Below are 20,965 nucleotides of genomic sequence, written 5' to 3' on the forward strand. Positions count from 1 at the left end.
TAGGCGCCTCGGGTCTCAGGGCCGCCGTGGCCACCGACCTCAGCCCTCGCCGGTGGCGACGAGCGGGGCACGGGCGCACCGGCGGCAGGCCCGGGCCGAGGCCGCGATCCGGGCGTGCACGGCGAGGGCGAGCACGGCGATGAGCGCGCCGAGCGGCCAGCTCCCGGCCAGCGTCGCCGCGACGGCCAGGGTGAGGGCGCTGGTGGCGAGCGCGGCGGTGGCGGTGGTGCCGGCCCAGGCGACCATCAGCGGCAGCCGGTGCGGGGTGGGCAACCGGCGGGCCAGGGCCCCGGTGACGGCCAGCGCGGCCCCGGCCAGCAGGGCCGCCGCGGCGGCCACGCCACCCAGATGGGCGGCCAGCGTCTGGGCGACCCGGGGCGCGTGCCGGCCCTGGTCGCCGCCGACGACCGTCACCAGCGCCCAGCAGGCCAACAGGAAGGGAACGGCGAGGACGACCGCACGGGCGGTGTGCCGGGCCTGGGCGACGGTGAGTTCCCGCTGGAAGGCGGGCGCGACCTCGTCGACACTGCCGAAGTCGCGCACCGCCTGGCGGGCGGCGTGGTCATCGGGGGTCGCACCACCGGCGAGTGCCGCCGCGGCGTCGGCGAGGCCGTCGCGTGCCTCCGTCAGCATCCGGGCCTTGACCCGGGCCGGGCCGTGCAGGGCGACCGCCAGGGCCGCGAGGTGCTCCTCGATCGGGTCGTGGCCGGGCCCGGCGGGGTCGCGGGCCGTCACGTGGCCGGCCCCGGCGCCGGCGAAGGGTCCAGCACGGCACCGATCGCGCAGGTGAGTTCGCGCCAGGCGGTGCGCTTGTCGACCAGGGCCCGCCGCCCGGCGTCGGTCAGCTCGTAGCAGCGGCGGCGCCGCTCGCCGACCGCCTGCCAGTCGCTGCGCAGCAGGCCGAGCCGTTCCAGCCGGTGCAGCGCCGGATACATGGTGCCCGTCCGCAGCTCCAGGGCTCCGCCGCTGCGCTCGCGGACGGCCGCGATGATCGCGTAGCCGTGCAGCGGCCCCTGTTCGAGCGCGGCCAGCAGCAGCGCGTCGAGGTGCCCGCGAACGGCGTCGTCCTTCATCAGTAGGCAGCCTACCCCTCCTTCCGTAGGTGTGCTATCTATTGGGAGCCAATATGTAGACAGCCAACTTAAGGGGAACCGGTGACCAAGCTCCTGCTGTCGGTGCACGTCCTGGCCGCGATCCTGGCGATCGGACCGATCACCGTGGCCGCCTCGCTCTTCCCGCGTTACGCCGGCGGCGGGGACGACAGCCGGGCACCGGACGGCCGGGCACCCCAGATCGCCGCGTTCCTGCACCGCACCTGCCGCGTCTACGCGGTCGTCGGGGTGGTCGTCCCCGTCTTCGGCCTCGCCACCGGCGCGCGACTGGGCGTCCTGACCGACGCCTGGCTCGTCACGTCGATCGCGCTGACCGCGGTCGCCGCGGCCCTGCTGGCGCTGGCCATCCTGCCCGGCCAGCGGCGCCTGCTGTCCGCACCCGACGGTGCGGGCGCCGGCGCGGGGCGGCGGACGGCGGCGAGCCGGCTGGCGATGGCCACCGGGCTGTTCAACCTGCTCTGGGCGACAGTGGTCGTCCTGATGATCGTCCGCCCCGGCTCCACGACGGGAGTGTGAGCGGCGTGCGTACCCTGCGGATCGTGGCCGCGGTCGAGGCGGTCTCCCTGGTGGTCCTGCTGGCCAACCTGGCCACCGTGCACACGGAGGCGATCACCGCCCTGGGCGGCCCGGTGCACGGCGCCGCCTACCTCGCCGTCATCGCCGGCACCTGGCTGGTCGAGGCCGCCACCCCGGGCGCCCGCTGGCTCGCCGTCATCCCCGGCGTCGGCGGGCTGCTCGCCGTTCGCCGCATCCAGCAGGCCCCCGCGCCGGCCACCGGCGAGGCCGGGGCGAGCTGAGCGGCGGCGTCGACCGCCCGAGCTGCCGGACGGTCACGGCAGGTCGAGGCGGAACAGCTCGGCGGCGTTGCGCCAGGCGACCCGCTCGGCCAGCTCGGGTGACAGGTCGGCGGCGAGCACCGCCCCGTACGCGGCGGCCGGGTCGATCAGCGTGGCGTCGGTGCCGAACAGCAGCCGGCGCGGGTCGACCGCCGCCGCCACCGCGGCGAAGCGACCCGCCTCGGTGTGCGAGAAGCACGGCTCCAGCCAGAGCCGGTCCACCGAGTTGGCCGCCTCGACGGCGTGCCGCCAGCCGTTCGCGCCCATGTGCCCGGCGATGGCGCGCGCCCCGGGCACGTCCGCGACCGCCTGGGCCAGGTCGAGCGGGGTGGTGTCCCAGGTGTGCACGAGGGCGGGCAGCCCGTGCGCGGTGGCCAGTTCCAGCGCGGCGCGGGTCTGCGGCGAGTTCGCCGGCGAGCCGGTGTAGTCGGTGTGGATCTTCACGCCGACGAACCGGCCGGTGGGCAGCAGCTCGCGCAGGTCCCGCTCGGCGTCGTCCAGCCGGCGCGGGTTGACGGTCAGGTAGCCGAGCAGCCGGTCGCTGCTCTCCAGCACCCGGGCCATCGCCCGGTTGCCGGCGGCGACGTCGTAGATCACCGCCTCGGTCGCGGAGACCACTGCCAGGTCGATGCCGTACCGGTCCATCACCGCGAGGTTGGTGGCGACCGCGCCGACCTCCATGCTGAAGAACCACGGCCCCCAGTGGGCGTGCACGTCGATGATCATTTGGCCAGCCCCAGGATCCGGCGGGCGTTGCCGCCCGCCACCGCCGCGACCGCGGACGGGCCGAGCCCGCCCCGGGCCAGCCGCAGCCGCGGCACGACGGGCTCGTAGAACGGCGTACGGGAGCCGTAGAGCAGGCGCTCGACGCCGAGGTGCGCGGCGACGGTCTCCAGCGCGTCCGGCGAGTTGAGCAGCCGGGTGGAGGTGTGGAAGCCCGGCTCGTCGCGGGCCGCCACCACGAAGTCGCCCAGGTGGTAGAAGTGCGTGTCGAGGAAGACCACGGTGGCGCCGCACAGCGGCCGCCAGAACCGGCGCACGTCCCCGCCGGTCAGGATGACCAGGCCGGCCTCGGTGGCCCGGCGGGCGACGTGCCGCACCGACGGGAAGTCGGGCTCCACGCGCTGCTCGTCGGGGAAGAGCCGGACGGCCCGGAAGCCGCGCTCGGCGAGCCGGGCGACCTCCCGCTCGGCGCCGAGGGGGTCGCGCAGGTCCAGCCCGCCGACCGGCAGCACGCCCGGGCCGGCGAGGGCGGCCACCTCGTCGTTGCCGCTGCGCACGTCGAACAGGGCCGCCCGCAGGCTGGCCACGGCCGCCCGCTCGACGCCGTTGGCGGCCAGCATCGCGGTGACCGCCGCCGGTTCGCCGGTGGGGCCGGGCCGGTCGGCGTACCGGCCGACGAGCACGTCGATGTCGAGGGTGACCGGCGCCAGGTCGTCGGCCACGAACGGGTTGCCGGTCACCGGCACCCCGCCACTCGCAGCACCCGGTCCCGGTCGCCCTCGGGCAGCGCCGGGGCGTGCGGGTCGACGGCGTGGGTCGCCGGGACCCGCCCTTCCGCGGCGGCGATCCAGAGCATGCGTTGCACGTACCCTTCCATCGGTGCGGTGAAGGTGACCTCGGCCAGCCGGTCGAGGTCGGCGGAGGCGGTGAGGAACTCGTCGTACCGCTTGTCGGCGTAGGCCCGCAGCGCCCGGGCGGTGACCGGGACGGCGGCGGCGGCCAGGCCGACCAGGGCCGCCTCGGCGCCCCACATCAGCGACGGCCCGAACATCCGGTCCTCGCCGGTGACCGCCAGCCGGTCGGCCCGGTGCGCGGCCGCCAGGGCGGCCTGGCAGGCGATGGCGTCGTGCAGCCGGGCCACCTTCACCCCGGCCACGCCGGGGTGGTCCAGCAGCGCGACCAGCGCCGGCTCCGGATACGGCCGCAGGTAGAGGTCGAAGGCGAGCAGCGGCAGGCCGGCCGCGCGCCAGAGCGCGTCGTGGTGGCCGACCGGGTCGTCGTCGACCGGGAAGACCAGCAGTCCGGCCGCGCCGAGGGCGGCGGCCCGTTCCGCCTGCGCGGCCACCTCGTCGGTGCGCTCCCCCGGCCGGCCGCCGACGCCGACGATCACCGGCACCCCGGTCTCGACGGCACGCCGGACGACCAGGTCGCGGGTGGCCTCGTCGAGGTACGGGCCGCGCCCGGTGTGCGCGAGCACGGCCAGCGCGTCCGCCCCGTCGGCGACCAGCCCGTCCAGGTAGCGGCCGAGGACGTCCGGGTCGACGGCCCCGGCCGCGTCCACCGGCGTGGCGGTGGCGGCGATCAGCCGCCAGCGCAGCCGGTCGCGCAGCGCGGCGGCGGTCGGCGCGATCACGAGGTCACCGCGGCGCGAACGGCCCGGGCGATCTCGTCGACGTGCGCGTCGGTGTACCGCTCGTTCCAGTCGATGACCAGCAGGGTCTGCTCGATCAGCCGTTCGGCGACCGGGCACGCGCCGGGTCCGTAGGTCGGCAGCCGGTCGGCGGGCGGCACGGTGAGCGGGAAACGGGAGTTGCCGTAGACGGGCGCCTCGGTCAGCGCCGGCGCCCAGTGCAGGGGCTGTTGCAGGTAGCCGGCGCGGGCGGGGATGCCGGCGGCGGCGAGCTTCCCGGCCACCTCGTGGTTGGTCAGCGGCGGGTCCAGCACGATCGGGAACAGCCACCAGGCGTGCGCGTCGACGTCCGCCGGCAGGTGCAGGCCGGGCAGGCCGGCCAGCGCGTCCACCAGCCGCCGGGCGGTGCGCCGCCGGTCGGCGAGCACGCCGGGCAGCTTCGCCAGCTGGGCCCGGGCGACGGCGCCGGCCAGCTCGGTCATCCGGTAGTTGAGGCCGAGGCTGACGTGCCGGCGGGCCTCGTCGCGCGGCCAGCCCTTGTCGGCGAAGAGCCGCATCCGGCGGGCCAGCACCGGGTCGTCGGTGATGGTCAGGCCGCCGTCGCCGCAGGTGATGTGCTTCCACTGCTGGAGGCTGAAGCAGCCGATCGCGCCGGCCGTGCCGGCGAGGGTGCCGTCCGGGTAGCGGGTGAGCCAGGCCTGGGCGCAGTCCTCGATCAGCGGCACGCCGGCCGCGTCGGCGACCGCGCGCAGGTCGACGGCGGCGCCGAAGAGGTGCACCGCGAGGATCGCCCGGGTACGCGGCCCGATCGCGGCGGCCACCGCCGCCGGGTCCAGGTTGCCGGTGTACGGATCGACGTCGGCGAACACCGGCACCGCGTTCTGCGCCAGAATGGGCGCGACCGTGCCGAAGTCGCTGATCGGAGAGGTGATGATCTCGTCGCCGGGGTCCGGCGCGACGGCCGCGACGGCCAGATGCAGGGCCGCCGTCCCCGAACTGGCGGCCACCGCGTGCGACACTCCATGGCGGTCGGCCATCTCGCGCTCCAGGGCGCGGACCTCCGTGCCCCAGACCGAGCTGAGCATGCCCGACTGGAGCACCCGGCTGACCGCGGCCAGCTCCTCCGTGCCGATCGTTCGGCCGCTGGCGTCGGCCATGCTGGGAAACACGTAACCCTCCCGGGCTTTAGTAATACCGGGCCTGACCGTAATCTTGTGCTGCGAACAATGCAACCCCCGACAGGAGGCAGCGGTGACCATCGAGATCGGGGTCATCGGTCCGCACGACCTGGTCGACGACGTGGCCGCCGCCTGCGAGGAGCAGCCCGGCGTCACCGCCCGTCGACTGCACTACGACCACGAGTCGCAGGCTCCGGCGATCGTGGAGGCGCACGCGGGCCAGGTGGAGGCGTGGCTGTTCACCGGCGTGGTGCCCTACACCCTCGCCCGGGAGGCGAACTCGCTCAACCGCCCGGCGGTCTTCGTCGACTACACCGGCGCGACCCTGCTCCAAGCCGCGGTGCGGCTGCTGCGCGCCGGGCACGACGTCACCCGGATGTCGATCGACACGGTGACCGGCGCCGACGTCGCCACCACCTTCGGTGAGGCGGGGCTGCCGGTGGACCGGGTCCGGTCGCTGCCGTACCGCAGCGGCCTGGACTCCGACGACGTGGTCGCGTTCCACCGCCGGCAGCACAAGGCCGGCGCGGACGTCGCGGTCACCTGCATCAGCTCGGTCTACGAGGTGCTGCGCCACGAGATGCCGGCGTTCCGCCTGGCCCCGTCGAACCACTCGGTGCGCACCGCGCTGCGCCAACTGCTGCTCCAGGTGGGCAGCCAGGCCCAGGAGGACGCCCAGATCGCGCTCGGGCTGGCGAACCTCTCCGACGGCGACGACGGGCTGCTCAAGGAGGTGGCCGGGCTCGGCGGCACGCTCGCCCGGTTCGCCCCGGACACGTACCTCATCGTCACCACCCGGGGTCCGCTGCACGACGCCACCGGCGGGTTCACCGCGCTGCCGATGCTGCGCCGTCTGGCCGACCGGCACGAGACCGTGCAGATCGGCTTCGGCCTGGGGCGCAGCGCGGCGGAGGCGGAGAACCTGGCCCGCCGGGCGCTGAGCCGGGCCCGCCGGGTCGGGCCGACCACGGCGGTGCTGTCGCTGCGCGGCGAGACCGACATCGTGCTGGAGTCGACCACCCCGCCGCCGGCGCCGTCGGAGGTGAACCTGGCGGTCATCGCCCAGCGGGTCGGCCTGTCGGTGCCCACCCTGCTGCGGCTGCGGGAGGTGCGCACGGCGGTCGGCGACGAGCCGCTGACCAGCCGCGAGGTGGCCGACCAGCTGCGGGTGCAGCAGCGCACCGCCCGGCGCATGCTGCACCGGCTGGAACTGGCCGGCCTGGCCGAGCGGACCGGCAACCTCGCCTCCGGCACCAGCGGCCGCCCCCTGACCCTCTACCGCCTAACCCTCTGACCCCACCCCCCGCCCTCCCCTCCCCACCCCCCGCCCTCCCGGCCCCCCGCCACCCCCCGTTGATCATGAGGTTGGCGGCAGAGTCGATCTCCGGAACTGCCGCCAACCTCATGATCACCCGAGGGGGCGGGAGGGGGGCGGGGGCGAGGGGCGGGGGCGGGCGGGTGGGTGGGTTAGGAGAGCCAGTCGTTTAGGTGTTCGGCGACGAAGTCGTCGTCGCGCAGGTGGGGGTAGGCCCGGTGTACGCGGTCGATCGCGGCCAACTGGCCCGGCGAGAGCTCCTCGTTGGGGTCCAGGCACCACCGGCCGGCCAGCAGGCCCTGCCGGCGCAGCACCTCGTGGATGCCGGGGATGCAGCCGTGGTAGCCGTTGGCGGCGTCGAAGATGGCCGCGTTGGCGTCGGTCAGGTGGCCGTCCAGGGTGAGCAGTCGGCGCAGCGCGGCGTCGTCGCCGGCCCGGGCCCGGCGAGCCTCGTCGAGCAGCGTCACCGCGGTGCCGGCCCAGACCGCCCACTGGCCGAGCAGCCCGCCGACGAACTCGACCTCCACCGCCCGCCCGTCCAGGATGACCCGGTGCGGCGCCACCAGGTCGGCCAGGATGTGGTCGTCGTTGCCGGTGTAGAGGGCGAGGTCGCCGTTGCGGCCGGCGGCGCAGACGCCGTGCAGCACGTCGAGGGTGCGGTAGCGGTCGAACGGGGCCACCTTGATCCCGACCACCGATTCGAGGGCGGCCAGCCGGGCCCAGAAGTCCCGGGACAGCTCCCGGCCGCCGACGGCCGGTTGCAGGTAGAAACCGATCACCGGCAGCACCTCGCCGACCGCCCGGGCCCGCTCGATCAGCGCGTCCTCGTCCAGCGGCCCGTACGGCGACAGCAGCACCAGGTGGTAGCCGAGCGACGCGGCCAGTTCCGCCTCGGCGACGGCCTGGGCGGTGTCCCCGCAGGCGCCGGCGACCAGGATGGCGTCCGAGCCGGCCGCGGTCTCGGCGGCCAGTTCCAGCACCGGGGCGAGCAGCCCCACCTTCGGGTCGTGGATGGCGAACTGGGTGGTGTGCACGCCGACGGCGATGCCGCCCGCCCCCGAGGCGAGGTAGTAGCGGGTCAACGCCCGCTGCCGGCGCTCGTCGAGCTTGCGGTCGGCGTCCAGGGCGAGCGGGTGGGCGGGGATGACGCACCCGCGCTGGAACCGGGTCAGGGCCGCGGCTTGTCGGGTGCTCGATGCGGTCAACACGGTCTCTCCTAGAACTTGCCGTCGCGGCGCTGGAAGCCGGTCGGCTTGTCGAGCAGGGGCTGGCCGTCGGCGACCCAGTCCGCCGTCAGCTCGATGAGCTCGGCGAGCGGCAGGTCGGGGTAGCCGAACAGGCGGTGGCAGAGCTGGGCGTTGGACAGCAGCGCGGTGGGCGCCTCGGCGCCGGTGAAGGCCGGCTCCCGGCCCAGCCGCGCGCCGACGGCGGTGGCGACCTGGCGGACGGAGACCAGTTCCGGCCCGGTCAGGTTCAGCACGAACGGCGGGGTGGCGGTGTGGTGCAGGGCGCGCAGGATGACCTCGTTGGCGTAGCCCTGCCAGACGACGTTGGCGTGCCCCATGGTGAGGTCCACCGCCTCGCCGGCGTGCACCGCGCGGGCGATGTCGACCAGCACCCCGTAGCGCATCTCGACGGCGTAGTTGAGCCGGATCAGGGCCAGCGGGGTGTCGTCGCGCAGCGCGAAGTGGGTGAGGACGCGCTCGCGGCCCAGGCAGGACATCGCGTACTCGCCGACCGGCTGGACCGGGGTCTGCTCGACGCAGCCGCCGGCGGTCACCGGCACCAGCGGGTAGACGTTGCCGGTGCTCAGCGCGACCAGGCGCGAGCCGGCGAAGCGCTGGGCGACCCGCCCGGGCAGGTACGCGTTGGTGGCCCAGGTGGCGTGCTCCCGGCCGGAGGTGCCGAACTTGGCGCCGACCAGGAAGACCACGTTCGGCGCGTCGGGCAGCGCGGCCAGCGCGGCGTCGTCGGCGACGTCCGCCTCGACCACCTCGGCGCCCTCGTCGCGCAGCGCGTCGGCCAGCCCGGCCTCGGAGAACCGCGACACGGCGATCACCCGCGCACCGGTGCCCGCCGCCGCGACACCGCGCAGCGCCAGCCGGACCAGGCTCGGTCCCAGCTTGCCGCCCGCGCCGAGGATCAGGATGTCCCCGTCGAGCTTGCGCAGGTCGTCCACGAGGACGTCCCGCGGGCGGGAGAGCCGCTCCTCCAGGTCCGCCACGGTACGCATGCCACCACCCCTTCCGAAGTAACGGTCATGACCGTAACCTCCGCCCGATGGGGCGTCAAGGTGCCCGGGTCGGTGCGTCGACGGGCACGGGTCCAACCGGCCCGGCGGACCGTGGCCGCGTCGCAGGTCGGAGGCGTGGCGGCCGGGTCCGCACGGCCGCACGGCGGGTTACCCGGCGCACCCCGTCATCCGCCCGGCCGGATTGCGGACCGGTCCGCCGGGCACGCCGGAACACCGGCCCAGCCGCCGTGCGGGCTCGGCGACGGCGGGGCGGGCGGGAGCCACCAGGCCGCCGCGGCCGTGGTGCTGACCGGCCGGTGCGGGCGGGAGCGGCCACCCCGCTGTGGACGGGAGGGGCCAGGGAAGGTGCGGCGGAGGGCTACGCCGGTCGGGCCGTGGCGCGGGCGGCGGTGAGCAGGCCGAGCACGGCGCGGGTCTGGTCCCACGGCACCGGGCTCGGCGCGCCCCGGACCATGCCCAGGAACGCGTCGATGGTGTCCCGGTAGCCGAGCTGGTCGGCGCCGCCGCGCAGCACCACCTGCCGCTGGCCGGCGGCGGTGTGGACGGTCACCTCGTACGCCTCGCCCTCGCTGACCCCGAGCACCTCGACCGTGCCGGGCACCCCGTCCGCCCACTGCAGGGCCAGCAGCCCGGTGTCCTCCGAGCGCAGCCCCCGGTGGTGGCGTACGGTGCCGGCGGCCCCGACCAGCCGTACCGCCGGCCCGAGCAGCGCCACCAGCAGCTCCACCCCGTGCAGGCCCATCATCACCAGCGTGCCGCCGCCGATCGTCGGGTCGTCCTGCCACGGGTTGTACCCGGTGGCCCAGAGCCCGACGTCGTGCCGCACCGTGGCCCGGACCGACAGCACCTCCTCGCGCGGCACGTCGAACGCCACGAAGTCCGGCGCGAAGCGCAGCACCGAGGAGGTGAGCACCAGTTCCGGTGCCGGCGCCACGACGCGTTCCAGCCGGTCGAGCTGCGCGGCGGTGGCGGCGGCCGGCTTGTTGACGAAGCAGGGCAGCTCGCGGGCCAGCACCTGGGCCAGCGCGTCCGGCACGTCCGAGGTGGGGACGGTGAGGACCACCCCGTCCGGGCGGGTCGCCAGCAGCGCGGCCAGGTCCGGCGCCACCGCCACGTCCGGCTGCTCGGCGCGGAACCGCGCCAGCCGCTGCGGGTCCGGCTCCCACACCACCAGCTCGGCGTGGTCGCGCAGCGCGCGCGCGTCGGTGTACGGGTGACTGGTGGCGAGTCCGGCCAGAGCGATGCGCATGAGCGCAGAGGCTACTTCTCCCGCCTCCGGCCACGCCAGCGCAGGTCAGCCGGTCAGCCAGTCCGGTCGAGCTGCTCGGGCCGGACCTCGTGGACCAGCGGCTCGCCGCGCAGGAACCGGTCGATCTCCGCCACCACGATCCCGCCGGCCCGCCGCCGCGACTCGACCGTCCCGGCCGCCTCGTGCGGCGTGAGCAGCACGTTGGGCAGCCGGCGCAACGGGTGGTCGACCGGCAGCGGTTCGGCGTCGAAGACGTCCAGCGCGGCGTCGATCCGGCCGGTGCGCAGCGCGGCCAGCAGCGCGGCCTCGTCCACCAGCGCCGAACGGGCGGTGTTGACCAGCAGCGCCCCGTCCGGCAGCAGCGCCAGCTCGCGTGCCCCGATCATCCCGACGGTCTCCGGCAGCACCGGGGCGTGCAGGCTGACCACCAGGCTGCGGGCGAGCAGGTCGTCGAGGCCGACCCGCTCGACGCCGAGTGCCGCCGCCTCCGCGTCGGACAGGAACGGGTCGGCGACGAGCACCCGCGCCCCGAGCGCCCGCACCAGGCCGAGGTACGCCCGGCCGGTGCGGGACGCGCCGACCACGCCGACCGTCGCCCCGCGCAGCTCCCGCCGGGGCGGGGCGGCCTTGGCGGCCGTCCAGTCCGCGCCGGTGCGCAGCGCGTGGTCGAACCGGTGCAGCCGGTGCAGCAGGGCGAGGGTGAGCGCGAGCGCCTGCTCCCCCACCGCGTACGCCATCGCGTCGCCGGCCTGGGTGACGCGCACCCCGCGGGCGAAGCATTCCGGCGTGACGAACGGTTTCACGCTGGCGCCGGTGTGCGCGAGCAGCCGCAGCCGCGGCGCGGCGGCGAGCACCGCGGCCGTGAGCGGGGCGGTGCCCCAGCCGGTGACGACGACCTCGGCGCCGGCGAGCAGTCCCGCGAGCACCGCCTCGTCGCCCACGTCGGCGCCGTCGGCCGGCAGCCGCACCTCGCCCAGCCCGGCCAGGCTGGCGGTGGTGTCGGGATCGAGGAACAGCTCGCGGACGTACGGCGTGGCCGCCACCGCGATGACGCTCACCCCTTGATGCCCGTGGTCGAGACGCCCTCCTGGAAGTAGCGCTGACCGATCAGGTAGGCCATGAAGATCGGTACGAAGGCCACCACGGACCCGGCGAGCAGCATGTTCAACGCCACGTTCTCCTGTTGCAGCGAGGCGATGCCGGTGGTGAGGGTACGCATGTCGAGGCTCTGCCCGACGATCAGCGGCCACAGGAAGTCGTTCCAGTGCCAGAGGAAGACGAACACGCCGAGGGTGGCCAGGATCGGCTTGATCAGCGGCAGCACGATCGAGACGTACACCCGCCACTCGGAGCAGCCGTCCAGGCGGGCCGCCTCGAACAGCGAGTCGGGCAGCGACGCGATGAACTGCCGCATCAGGAACACCGCCTGGGCGTTGGCCAGCGTCGGCACGATCATGCCCCAGTAGGTGTCCACGCCGTTGAGCTCGGAGATGATGATGAACGTCGGGATCATCGTGACGTGGTACGGCACCATCAGCATGGCCAGGAACGACCAGAACATGGTCTCCTTGCCGGGGAACCGCTTCTTGGCGAAGGCGTAGCCGGCCATCGAGGCGAACAGCAGCACGCCGACCACCGACACCACCGAGTAGATGACGGTGTTCCACATCCAGCGCAGCACGCTCTTGGCGCCGATCACCTGGTCGTACGCCTCGGTGGAGAACGGCCAGGGCAGCAGGCTGTCCGGGAAGGTGACCGGCCCGGTCGGCTTGAACGACAGCACGACCATCGCGTAGAAGGGGAAGAGGGTGAGCAGGGCGCCGCCCACCAGCAGCGCGGTGCGCCCGACCACCCAGCGCCGGCTGGCCCGGCCGACCCGGTAGGGGCGCCGGTCGCGCCGGGGCGCTCCGCTGGGCGGCGCGGCGGTGGCCGGGGGCGTGATGGTGTCGGTCATTCTTCCCTCCCCAGGGTCAGCCGCTGGATCAGCGCCACGACGATCGTCATCACGAACAGGGCGACCCCGACCGCGCTGGCGTAGCCCAGGTCGAAGTACTTGAAGCCCTGGTCGTAGAGCAGGTAGACGAGGCTGTAGCTGGCGCGTACCGGGCCGCCGCCGGTCATCACGTAGATCATGTCGAAGACCTGGAACGACACGGTGGTCTCGATGATGGCGACGAAGAACAGCGCCGGCCGCAGCTGCGGCAGCGTGACGTAGCGGAAGCGCTGCCAGGCCGAGGCGCCGTCGGTCAGCGCCGCCTCCTCCAGCTCGGCCGGGATGTCCTGGAGACGGGCGAGCAGGATGAGCATGCCGTAGCCGAAGCGGGACCAGACCGAGACCAGCACCAGGGCGGGGATCACCAGCACGCTGTCGGCCAGCCAGGACTGCGCCGGCAGGCCGAGCGCACCCATCGCCCGCGACCAGGGGCCGCCCTCGGAGAAGACCCAACTGAAGATCACGCCGGCGAGCACCAGGCTGGTCACCACCGGCAGGAAGAAGATCGACCGGAACAGCTTCGCGCCGCGGAAGGCGCGGCGGGTCAGCAGCGCCATGCCGAGCGAGGCCAGCATCGACAGCGGTACGGACAGCACTGTGAAGATGACCGTCACGCGCAGCGCGGACCAGAAGGTCGGGTCGTCGACGAGCCGGCGGAAGTTCTCCAGGCCGATCCAGCCGGTCTCACCGCCGATGGTGTAGTCGGTGAAGCCGAGGATCACCCCGGCGATCGCCGGGCCGAACCGGAAGACGGCGAAGAGCAGCAGGAACGGCAGGACGAAGAGCAGGGCCGTGCCGGCCTCGCGGGCGGACGGCCGGCGCAGCCGCCGCGCGGGTCTCCCCGGTAGTGCAACCATCTGACAACCTTTCTCAGCGGCTCGCGGTGGGCAGGTTACGCCCACCGCGAGCCGCGCCGGGAATCAGCCGAGCAGCGGAGCGGCTGCCTTGGCCGCGTCGTCGAGCGCCTGCTCCACCGACTTCTTGCCGAGCAGGGCGGCCTGGATCTCCGGGGCGAGGACGCCCTGCACGTCGCGGGCCTTCTCGTGCAGCGGGCCGACGGTGCTGCTGGCGACCTGCTTCTCCTGCTCACCGAGGACCGGGTCGCTGGCGTAGAGCGCGCCGGTGGACTTGCGCGGCGAGAAGAAGCTGGAGGCGACGTCGTACTTCTTGGTGTTGTCGGCGTTGGTCGCGAAGGCGATCCACTTGCCGGCCGCCTCCTTGTCCTTGGCGGTCTTCAGCATCGACAGCGAGCCGACCGTGCCGTAGCCGATCTGCTTGGTCTCGGTGAAGTGCGGGACGACCTGGATGTTCTCCTTGCCCCAGAACTTCTCGACCTCGGTCAGCGGCACGTGCCAGACGCAGGCCACCTTGTTCTGCGCGATCCGGGTCTGCTCGATCGGCGGGGCCGCGGTGAGCAGGGTCTTGTCGACGTAGCCGTTGTCGACGAGCTGCTTGGCGAAGTTCAGCGCCTTCCTGCCGGCGTCGCTGTTGAAGGCGACCGACTTGCCGTCCGGGCTGAACACGTCGCCGCCGGCCTGCCAGAGCAGCGGGTAGAAGGTCTGGTTCAGGGTCTGCTTCGCGTCGCCGGCGTACGCCGTCATGTCGAAGCCCTTGGCCTTGAACTTCGGCGCCAGCGTGAGCAGGTCGTTCCAGCTGGTCGGGTACGTCGTCTCACCGACGGCGGCGAAGACCTTCTTGTTGCAGATCGGGGTGGCCGCGCTGGTCAGGATCGGCGCGCCCATCATCTTGCCGTCGATGCTCACCGACTGCACCACGTTCTCGTGGTAGTCGCTCTTGGCCGCGTCGTCGAGGTACTTGTCGATCGGCTCGATGTTGCGGGCGTACTTGGGCAGCTGGTCGGGGATGAGGTAGACCGCGTCGGGCCCCTTGTTACCGGCGATCGCGGTGGCGAGCGCCTGGTCCCGGTTGGCCCAGGGGAAGATCTCGACCTTCACCTCGATATTCGGGTTGGCAGCCTGGAACGCCTTGATGGTCTCGTCCCAGTGCGCGCGGTGCTTCGCCTCTTCGAAGATCACCGGGTATGTCCACATCGTCACGGTCGCCTTGCCGGAGTCACCGGAGCCGTCACCGCCGCAGCCCGTCGCCGCGAGCGCGGCGACGAGCGCCACCGCAACGGCCGACAGGCTCTTCCGAACACGCATCTCGCATCCTTCCGGGGGAGTCAGGTTCGCAGTACATTAACTTACGGTCCTGTCCGATACTAGAGGTGGAAAGTACCGAGGTCGTGTCGTCACTGATCGTGCGCACGGACGGACAGATCGACCCAGCCCCGTAATAAGTGAAGGACACCGATGACCGTTTCCCTGGCCATCGTCGGCGCGGGCAACCGCGGCAGCACCTACGCCGGCTACGCACTGCGCTCCCCCGACCGGGCATCGGTGGTCGCCGTCGCCGACCCCCGGGACGCGCACCGCGCCGCGCTCGCCGACGCCCACCGGGTGCCGGCGGCCGCCCGGTTCGACTCCTGGCAGGCGCTGGCCGCCCGGCCCCGGCTGGCCGACGCGGTGGTGCTGGCCACCCCCGACCGCGAGCACGCCGAACCGGCCGCCCGCTTCGCCGAACTCGGCTACCACGTGCTGCTGGAGAAGCCGATCGCGCCGACCGAGGCCGAGTGCACGGCGGTCACCGCGGCGGCGGAGCGTTCCGGCGTCCTGCTCGCGGTCTGCCACGTGCTGCGCTACACCCGCTACACCGACGCGGTGAAGCGGTACGTCGAGTCGGGCGCGCTGGGCCGGATCGTCGGGGTGGAGCACCTGGAGCCGGTCGGCTGGTGGCACTTCGCCCACTCCTACGTACGCGGCAACTGGCGCCGCGCCGACACCTCGTCCAGCAGCCTGCTCGCCAAGTGCTGCCACGACCTGGACTGGCTGCGCTACGTGGTGGACGACGCGCCCACCCGGGTCAGCAGCGTCGGCGGCCTGCACCACTTCCACCCGGGCAACCGGCCGGCCGGCGCGACGGCCGGGTGCCTGGACTGCCCGGTCGAGCCCCGGTGCCCGTACTCGGCCGTCCGCTTCTACCGCGACTGCCTGGCCGACCCGCAGCGGCACGAGTGGCCGCTGTCGGTGGTGACCCGCGACCTGACCGAGGCCGGCGTGACCGCCGCGCTCCGCGACGGCCCGTACGGGCGCTGCGTCTACGCCGGCGGCAACGACGTCGCCGACCACCAGAGCGTCACGGTCTCCTTCGCCGGTGGGGCGACCGCGACGCTGACCATGAGCGCCTTCACCCCGGGCGGGCACCGGCGTACCCGGATCATGGGCACGCACGGCTACCTGGAGGGCGACGGCGAGCAGGTCAGCGTCACCGACTTCGTCACCGGCGCCACGGTCACCACCGACACCCGCGGTGGCGGCGCGGACGCCGGCTCCGGGCACGGTGGTGGGGACATGCGGCTGATGGCCGCCTTCGTCGAGGCGGTGGCCACCGGCGACCGGTCAGCGGTCCGGTCGGGCCCGCGGGAGTCGCTGGACAGCCACCGGATGGCCTTCGCGGCCGAACGCAGCCGGCTGGCCGGCGGCGTCCCGGTCGACCTCACCGAACCCGTGCCGGTCGGCTGAGCCGGCGGGCGCCCGCACCGCACTGCCCCGGAACCGCCGAGCCCCGCCCTCCCGGTGTCGTGGGAGGGCGGGGCTCCGTCCGTGGCCGGGCCGGCCGACGCGGGCCCCGGCGGCCCGGTCAGCGGCCGGTGTCGGAGCGGCCCGCCGCCGCCACGATGGCGTCCTGCTCGGCGCCGCTGAGCCGGCCGGCGTCGACCAGGCCGTCGGTGACCGCGGCGACGTGCGCGACGAACGCGCCGTGGCTGTCCCAGGGCGCCTCGTCGCGGATCAGGTCGTTGACCGTGCACCCGCGCTCGGCGTACCGGTTCGGCACCCCGGTCGCGCCGCCCGCGTACACCTGGGCCCGCAGGTCGGAGCGGGGGCAGTCGTCCACCTCCGGCACGTACCGCAGCAGGCGCGAGCCGTACTGGACCGCCCCGTTGGCCGCCTTGACCCCGTTGCGGAACCAGAGGTTGCCCTGGCCGTCCTGGGTCAGCCGGTAGGTCTCCGCGTCCCGGATCACCCGCACGTCCTTGGCGAGCGGATCGATCCGGTGCAGGTAGCCGTCGAGCGCGGCGTAGACGTGCTCGTCGGCGGCGCTGACCACGAGTTCGTCGGCCACCCCCGAGGAGCGGCCGGGTACGTCGATGCGGTGCGTCACCGCGCCGGTCGCCGGGTCGAGGACGAACACCTCGCCGTCGGCGAGGCCCCAGAGCATCCCGTCCGGGCCGGCCACCAGGGAGGTGATCGCGTCGGCGCCGGGCACGGGGGTGAACTCGGCGGTCTTCTCGCCGGTCACCAGGTCGGCGGTGAACACCTTCGCCTCGGTGGCGCGCGGCACGGTGCCCCCGCCGCCGCCGATCGTGGTGCCCGCCCAGAGCCGGTCACCGACCACCGCCAGGCTGATCACGCCCTGGTCGGCGACGATGTTCCGGCGGGTGGTGCGGGCGCCGGTGGCCGTGTCGTACACGGTGAGCGCGCCGCCCCACAGGCCGTAGTCCGGGGTGCTGCCGACGTAGATCCGGCTGCCGGCGGAGGCGAAGGCGATCGGCCGGTTCTGGCCCTCGGGCTGCAACCGGAACAGCTCGCGCGGGTTCGTGCCGAGCTGGTACGGCCGCGCCGGGTCGTACACCAGCACCCCGCCGTACGGGTAGACACCCTGGTACATCTTGCCGCCGTGCCAGCCGAAGCCGTCGGCCTGCCCGAGCCGGCCCACGTTGGTCGCCGTGCCGCTGGCCGGGTCGAGGACGGCGAGGTTGCCGTTGATGTAGAGGTTGGTCCAGATCCGGCCGTCCGGGCCGGCGGTGATGTTGTTGATGTCCAGCGCCTGCGGCGGGAACGGCAGCCGGTACCGTTCGCTGGTGCCGGTGGCCGGGTCGTAGCGCAGCGCCTGCCCGCCGTAGTTGCCGATCACCGCGTAGAGCTGGCCGTCGAGGAAGCCGAACCCGATGCCCGCGCCGTCGCTGCGCACCGGCGCACCGGCGGCGTCGCGCACCGGCCCGACGGTGTCGGTCGGCAGGTCGTAGCGCCACAGGTCGGTGCCGGAGGTGAAGTAGACCGACCGGCCGTCGGGCGCGAGCGGCGAGGTGCCGCGCGAGCCCATGGTGAACCCGTCGGCCAGCACCGCCCCGGTGTCCGGGTCGAGCACCAGTCCCTGCAGCTTGTTGCGTTTGACGAAGAGCTTCCCGCCGACCAGGTTGATGTCGTAGGGGTAGTTCGCGTCGCCGCGCAGCGCCTCCGGCCAGATGTCGCGCTTCTCCCCGGTGGCCAGGTCGAGCCGGATCAGGTGGCCGGCGGTGCCGACCGCCGCCCAGAGCAGGTCGCGCGCCGGGTCCACCGCGACGTCGACGACGTACTGCTCGCCGGCGTACATCCGGCCGTGGTCGCGGAAGCCCTCGCCCGGGGCGTAGGAGAAGACGTGCGCGCCCGGGTAGGTGCCGCCGTAGACCCGGCCGTCCGCGCCCGGGCGCAGGCCGTAGAGCACTGTCTGGCCGGCGACCGGAGCGCCGAGGTCCACGGTGGTCCGGGTCTTCGGGTCGTACGAGTAGAGGTGGGCGTTGGGGTAGCTGCCGGCGTAGACCGTGCCGTCACCGGACTGGGTGATCCCCCAGGCGCCGGAGGAGTCGGGCAGGTACGCGGTGTCGAGCAGCTCCCGGGTCACCGGGTCGGTCACGCTGAGCACCCCGGGGGATCCCATCTGGACGCCGTAGACGACCGGCCGGCCGTCGGCGCCGGTGCCGTAGTGCGCCTCGAAGACGGTGAGCGCGGTCTGCTGGACACCGAAGTCGGTGACGGTGCCGGGGGTCGCCGCCGCCGGGGCGGCCGACGCGGGAGCGGCGGCCGGCAGCAGCGCGGCGGCGAGGGTCAGGACGGTGGCGGGCACGAGGGTACGGCGGAACGGCGGCACGGGCGACCTCCACGATCGACGATGCCGGCACCCTATTACGGTGGCGTCCGGAATTCCAGAGCCGCCGATCGATGCTCGCGACCGATGAGGAACTTGCGGGCCGGGCCTCGACACGGCGCCGCCCGACATGGTGCGCTGTAGCGGTTACAGCCCTGACCGAAACCGAATTTCTGGGAGGTCGTGTTGCGACGTACCGCGCTGACCGCGGCCCTGGCGCTGGTCGCCGCCGCGCTGGCGGTCCCGGCGGGCACCGCCCACGCCGAGGCGCCGGCGGCAGCCGTGCCGGCCGAGGCGCCCCCCGGCACCGTCACCGACCTCGACCTGGTCCGCATCCGGCTGTAGACCTCCGCACCCCCGGTGCGCACGACGGCGGGCCGGCGATCCCGAGGGGGGATCGCCGGCCCGTCTGGCGTCTCCGCCGCGCCGATCGCCGCGGGACGGGCGGTCAGCCGGTCACGGTGAGCCGGTACAGGTGCTCGCCCGCGCCGAGGAAGACCCGGCCGTCCGGGTGCACGGCGAGGTACTCGGCCGGCTGCTCCAGCACCTGCCGGCTGGTGCCGGTGGCCAGGTCCACCCGGACCACCTGCTGCCCGCGGACCAGCGCGTACAGCAGGTGGCGCGGGGCGTCGTAGCCGAGCTTGCCGCGGCTGTCGGCCACGCCCGGGGCGAGCTGGATGCGCTGGACGACCGACCGGCTGGCCAGGTCGACGGCGAAGAGCTGGCCACCGGCCAGGCCCCAGAGCAGCCCGGTCCGGTCCACCGCCAGCGCCGGGATCGCTGTCGCGCCCGGCACCGGCACGAACTCGAACACCTTGGCGTCGCCGGTGACGTCCCAGCCGAACAGCTTCGCCTCGGTCTGGGTGGGCGGGGGCACGCTGTACCCGCCGGAGATGGAGGTGCCGCCGACCAGCAGGCCGTTGACGTGGGTCAGGCTGACGATCGACTGGTCGGTGACCACCGGCCGGTGCACCCGCGACGCACCGGTGGCCTTGTCCACGATGGCCAGCACGCCGCCGAGGGTGGTGTTCGGCATGGTGCCGTAAGCCACCTTGTCGCCGGCGTCGGTCAGCGCGCGGGCGCGCACCTGGTCGGCGGACTTCAGGTCGAGCAGCTTCGCCGGGTTGTCGGCGCTGCCGGGCAGGCCGGGCGAGTACTCCGGGCTGTGCCACGGCGCCGCCGGGTCGTACCGGTAGAGCCGGGAGTCCGGGTAGGCGCCCACCCAGACCCGGTCGCCGGTCTCCAGCACGCTCTCCACCTGGGCGAAACGCTGGAAGGTGGAGACGCCGGTGTCGGGGTCCACCCGGGCCAGTCCGCCGTTGAGGTAACCGCCGACCCAGACCGTGCCGGTCGGGCCGACGTGCAGCGCCGCGATCGGGATCGGCGCGCCGGGCACGTCGGTCTGCACCACGTCGGCCCGCCCGGTCACCGGGTTCCAGCGGAACATGTCGCCGCGCCAGAGCAGCCCGACCAGGGTGCGACCCGGCCAGTCCCGGTCGGCGAGGGTCACCCAGCCGATGCCCCGGTTGTTGACCACCCGGCCGGGGAAGACCAGCGGGGTGTCGGTGAACCGGCGGGTGCCCGGGTGGTAGCCGGTGAGTCGGCCGGCCCGGGTGAGGTAGACCAGGCCGCCCGGCCCGGGTGCGGAGACGTCCAGCCCGGCGACGTCGTCGATCAGGTCGGTCCACCGCTGCCCGGCGATGTCGTACACACCGAGCCGGCCGTTGGTGGCCGAGCCGAACCGCGCGTACACCCGGCCGTCGTGGGCGTTGAGGTCGTACACCGTCTGCCCGGTGCCGGTGCCGAGGCCGTCGGGCAACGGCAGTTCGCGCCGCTCGCCGGTGACCTTGTCGATCTCGAACAGGTGGGCGTCCGGCTGGGTGCCGGCGTAGATCTTGTCGGCGGTGACCGCGAGGCTGCGGACGTACTGGGCGCCCGGCAGTACCTGGCCGTAGTCGCGGGTCGTCCCGGTGGCCGGGTCGTAGGCGAAGACCCGCGCGCCGGGAAAGGTGCCGCCGTGGACCACGCCCGCGTCGTCGACCGCGATCCGCCAGATGTACGTCTCCGACGGCAGCGGACGGCCGAGGTTCTCCACCGGGCTGTCCGGGCCGGGTCGCCGGCGGTACAGGTCGCCGGTGTTGTACGCGCCGACGTAGACGGTGCCGTCGGGCGCGGCGGCCACCGCGTACGAGCCGGGGGCGCCGGTGAGGTCCTGGGCGGAGACGGTCCGGCCGGTGGCCGGGTCGATAGCGGCCAGCCGGGCCGGCTCGCCGGAGACCGCCGACCAGAGGACCGGCTCCCCGGTCGGCCCGGGGGCGACGGTGCCACCGATGAGCAGGACGTCGCGCAGCGGGATGCCGAAGGGGTCCACGGTCACCCCGGACGCGGCGGGGTTCGCGGTCGCGGCCCCGGCGGACCAGGCGACGGGCAGGGCCGGCGCCGCGGTGAGGGCGACGGCGGAGCGGAGCAACGTGCGGCGATTGGTCATGAGCGCCTGCTTCTCTTCCAGCGACCACCGGGGTAGCCGGCGGCCGAGCCGTAACGGTCAGAACCGGAATCTCGATGGGCCGGGAGCGGCGAGCCAAACCCGGTTGTCAGAGGAGCTGCTAGTGGCATGATCAGCCGCAGACCATATTCGGCCAGGGCCGTAATGACCCTAGGGCGCTGTTGCATCGACGTCAACGCCCGGCGGCCGGCGACCCGGCGCATCG

At 74.2% G+C, this 20,965-nt stretch carries 20 protein-coding genes; 5 read left to right on the top strand and 15 right to left on the bottom strand.

The window, feature by feature from the left end; genetic code table 11:
• Positions 1-39 precede the first annotated feature (39 nt).
• Complete coding sequence (locus SM577_RS19075) at positions 40-735, bottom strand: permease prefix domain 1-containing protein (protein ID WP_302922097.1); 696 nt, start codon at positions 733-735, stop codon at positions 40-42.
• Complete coding sequence (locus SM577_RS19080; RefSeq protein ID WP_302922096.1) at positions 732-1,073, bottom strand: helix-turn-helix transcriptional regulator; 342 nt, start codon at positions 1,071-1,073, stop codon at positions 732-734. The genes SM577_RS19075 and SM577_RS19080 overlap by 4 nt, the downstream gene beginning before the upstream one ends.
• Positions 1,074-1,154: 81 nt before the next feature.
• Here SM577_RS19080 and SM577_RS19085 point away from each other — a divergent pair, with 81 nt between their 5' ends.
• On the top strand, positions 1,155-1,628 hold the full coding sequence (locus tag SM577_RS19085; RefSeq protein ID WP_474587561.1) for a hypothetical protein: 474 nt from the start codon (positions 1,155-1,157) through the stop codon (positions 1,626-1,628).
• Entirely contained in the window at positions 1,625-1,909 is a 285-nt protein-coding gene (locus SM577_RS19090; protein ID WP_474587562.1) for a DUF3817 domain-containing protein, read from the top strand. The genes SM577_RS19085 and SM577_RS19090 overlap by 4 nt, the downstream gene beginning before the upstream one ends.
• Positions 1,910-1,942: 33 nt before the next feature.
• Here SM577_RS19090 and SM577_RS19095 read toward each other — a convergent pair whose 3' ends face one another.
• The 4 genes from SM577_RS19095 to SM577_RS19110 are packed head-to-tail and all read right to left on the bottom strand — an operon-like array spanning position 1,943 to position 5,470.
• Positions 1,943-2,674, bottom strand: coding sequence for an amidohydrolase family protein (locus tag SM577_RS19095; RefSeq protein ID WP_302922093.1), 732 nt, complete (start codon positions 2,672-2,674; stop codon positions 1,943-1,945).
• On the bottom strand, positions 2,671-3,411 hold the full coding sequence (locus tag SM577_RS19100; protein WP_302922092.1) for an amidohydrolase family protein: 741 nt from the start codon (positions 3,409-3,411) through the stop codon (positions 2,671-2,673). The genes SM577_RS19095 and SM577_RS19100 overlap by 4 nt, the downstream gene beginning before the upstream one ends.
• A complete protein-coding gene (locus SM577_RS19105) occupies positions 3,408-4,304 on the bottom strand; it encodes a dihydrodipicolinate synthase family protein (RefSeq protein WP_474587563.1) in 897 nt (298 codons plus the stop codon). Before SM577_RS19105 ends, SM577_RS19100 begins: the two co-directional genes overlap by 4 nt.
• A complete protein-coding gene (locus tag SM577_RS19110) occupies positions 4,301-5,470 on the bottom strand; it encodes a DegT/DnrJ/EryC1/StrS family aminotransferase (protein ID WP_474580596.1) in 1,170 nt (389 codons plus the stop codon). The genes SM577_RS19105 and SM577_RS19110 overlap by 4 nt, the downstream gene beginning before the upstream one ends.
• A gap of 82 nt (positions 5,471-5,552) precedes the next feature.
• Here SM577_RS19110 and SM577_RS19115 point away from each other — a divergent pair, with 82 nt between their 5' ends.
• Positions 5,553-6,773, top strand: a complete 1,221-nt coding sequence (locus SM577_RS19115; protein ID WP_474580595.1) for a hypothetical protein — start codon at positions 5,553-5,555, stop codon at positions 6,771-6,773.
• A 173-nt stretch (positions 6,774-6,946) separates the two neighbouring features.
• Here the strand turns inward: SM577_RS19115 and SM577_RS19120 are convergent, their stop codons facing one another.
• From SM577_RS19120 to SM577_RS19150, 7 genes are all read right to left on the bottom strand, one after another.
• On the bottom strand, positions 6,947-8,002 hold the full coding sequence (locus SM577_RS19120) for a dihydrodipicolinate synthase family protein (RefSeq protein WP_474580594.1): 1,056 nt from the start codon (positions 8,000-8,002) through the stop codon (positions 6,947-6,949).
• A gap of 8 nt (positions 8,003-8,010) precedes the next feature.
• On the bottom strand, positions 8,011-9,027 hold the full coding sequence (locus SM577_RS19125) for an NAD-dependent epimerase/dehydratase family protein (RefSeq protein ID WP_302919699.1): 1,017 nt from the start codon (positions 9,025-9,027) through the stop codon (positions 8,011-8,013).
• A 379-nt stretch (positions 9,028-9,406) separates the two neighbouring features.
• Entirely contained in the window at positions 9,407-10,297 is an 891-nt protein-coding gene (locus tag SM577_RS19130; protein ID WP_302919700.1) for a Gfo/Idh/MocA family protein, read from the bottom strand.
• A 53-nt stretch (positions 10,298-10,350) separates the two neighbouring features.
• Positions 10,351-11,355 (bottom strand): hydroxyacid dehydrogenase, encoded by a 1,005-nt coding sequence (locus SM577_RS19135; protein WP_474587564.1) that lies wholly within the window; start codon positions 11,353-11,355, stop codon positions 10,351-10,353.
• Positions 11,352-12,251 (bottom strand): carbohydrate ABC transporter permease, encoded by a 900-nt coding sequence (locus SM577_RS19140; RefSeq protein ID WP_474580592.1) that lies wholly within the window; start codon positions 12,249-12,251, stop codon positions 11,352-11,354. Before SM577_RS19140 ends, SM577_RS19135 begins: the two co-directional genes overlap by 4 nt.
• Positions 12,248-13,147 carry a carbohydrate ABC transporter permease gene (locus SM577_RS19145; RefSeq protein WP_302919703.1) on the bottom strand — a complete coding sequence of 300 codons (900 nt, stop codon included), beginning with the start codon at positions 13,145-13,147 and terminating at the stop codon, positions 12,248-12,250. The genes SM577_RS19140 and SM577_RS19145 overlap by 4 nt, the downstream gene beginning before the upstream one ends.
• Positions 13,148-13,210: 63 nt before the next feature.
• Positions 13,211-14,452 (bottom strand): ABC transporter substrate-binding protein, encoded by a 1,242-nt coding sequence (locus tag SM577_RS19150; RefSeq protein ID WP_302919704.1) that lies wholly within the window; start codon positions 14,450-14,452, stop codon positions 13,211-13,213.
• A gap of 150 nt (positions 14,453-14,602) precedes the next feature.
• Between SM577_RS19150 and SM577_RS19155 the strand changes: the two genes are divergently transcribed.
• Positions 14,603-15,871 (top strand): Gfo/Idh/MocA family protein, encoded by a 1,269-nt coding sequence (locus tag SM577_RS19155; RefSeq protein ID WP_474580590.1) that lies wholly within the window; start codon positions 14,603-14,605, stop codon positions 15,869-15,871.
• Between the two features lie 118 nt (positions 15,872-15,989).
• Here the strand turns inward: SM577_RS19155 and SM577_RS19160 are convergent, their stop codons facing one another.
• Positions 15,990-18,257: a hypothetical protein gene (locus SM577_RS19160; RefSeq protein WP_474587565.1), complete on the bottom strand. Its 2,268-nt coding sequence runs from the start codon at positions 18,255-18,257 to the stop codon at positions 15,990-15,992.
• A 183-nt stretch (positions 18,258-18,440) separates the two neighbouring features.
• Here SM577_RS19160 and SM577_RS19165 point away from each other — a divergent pair, with 183 nt between their 5' ends.
• Positions 18,441-18,599, top strand: coding sequence for a hypothetical protein (locus SM577_RS19165; RefSeq protein ID WP_474587566.1), 159 nt, complete (start codon positions 18,441-18,443; stop codon positions 18,597-18,599).
• A 103-nt stretch (positions 18,600-18,702) separates the two neighbouring features.
• On the opposite strand, the gene SM577_RS19170 is transcribed toward SM577_RS19165, so the two are convergent.
• On the bottom strand, positions 18,703-20,742 hold the full coding sequence (locus SM577_RS19170; protein WP_474587567.1) for an outer membrane protein assembly factor BamB family protein: 2,040 nt from the start codon (positions 20,740-20,742) through the stop codon (positions 18,703-18,705).
• Between the last annotated feature and the right edge of the window lie 223 nt (positions 20,743-20,965).

The organism is Micromonospora desertarenae (genome assembly GCF_056150265.1).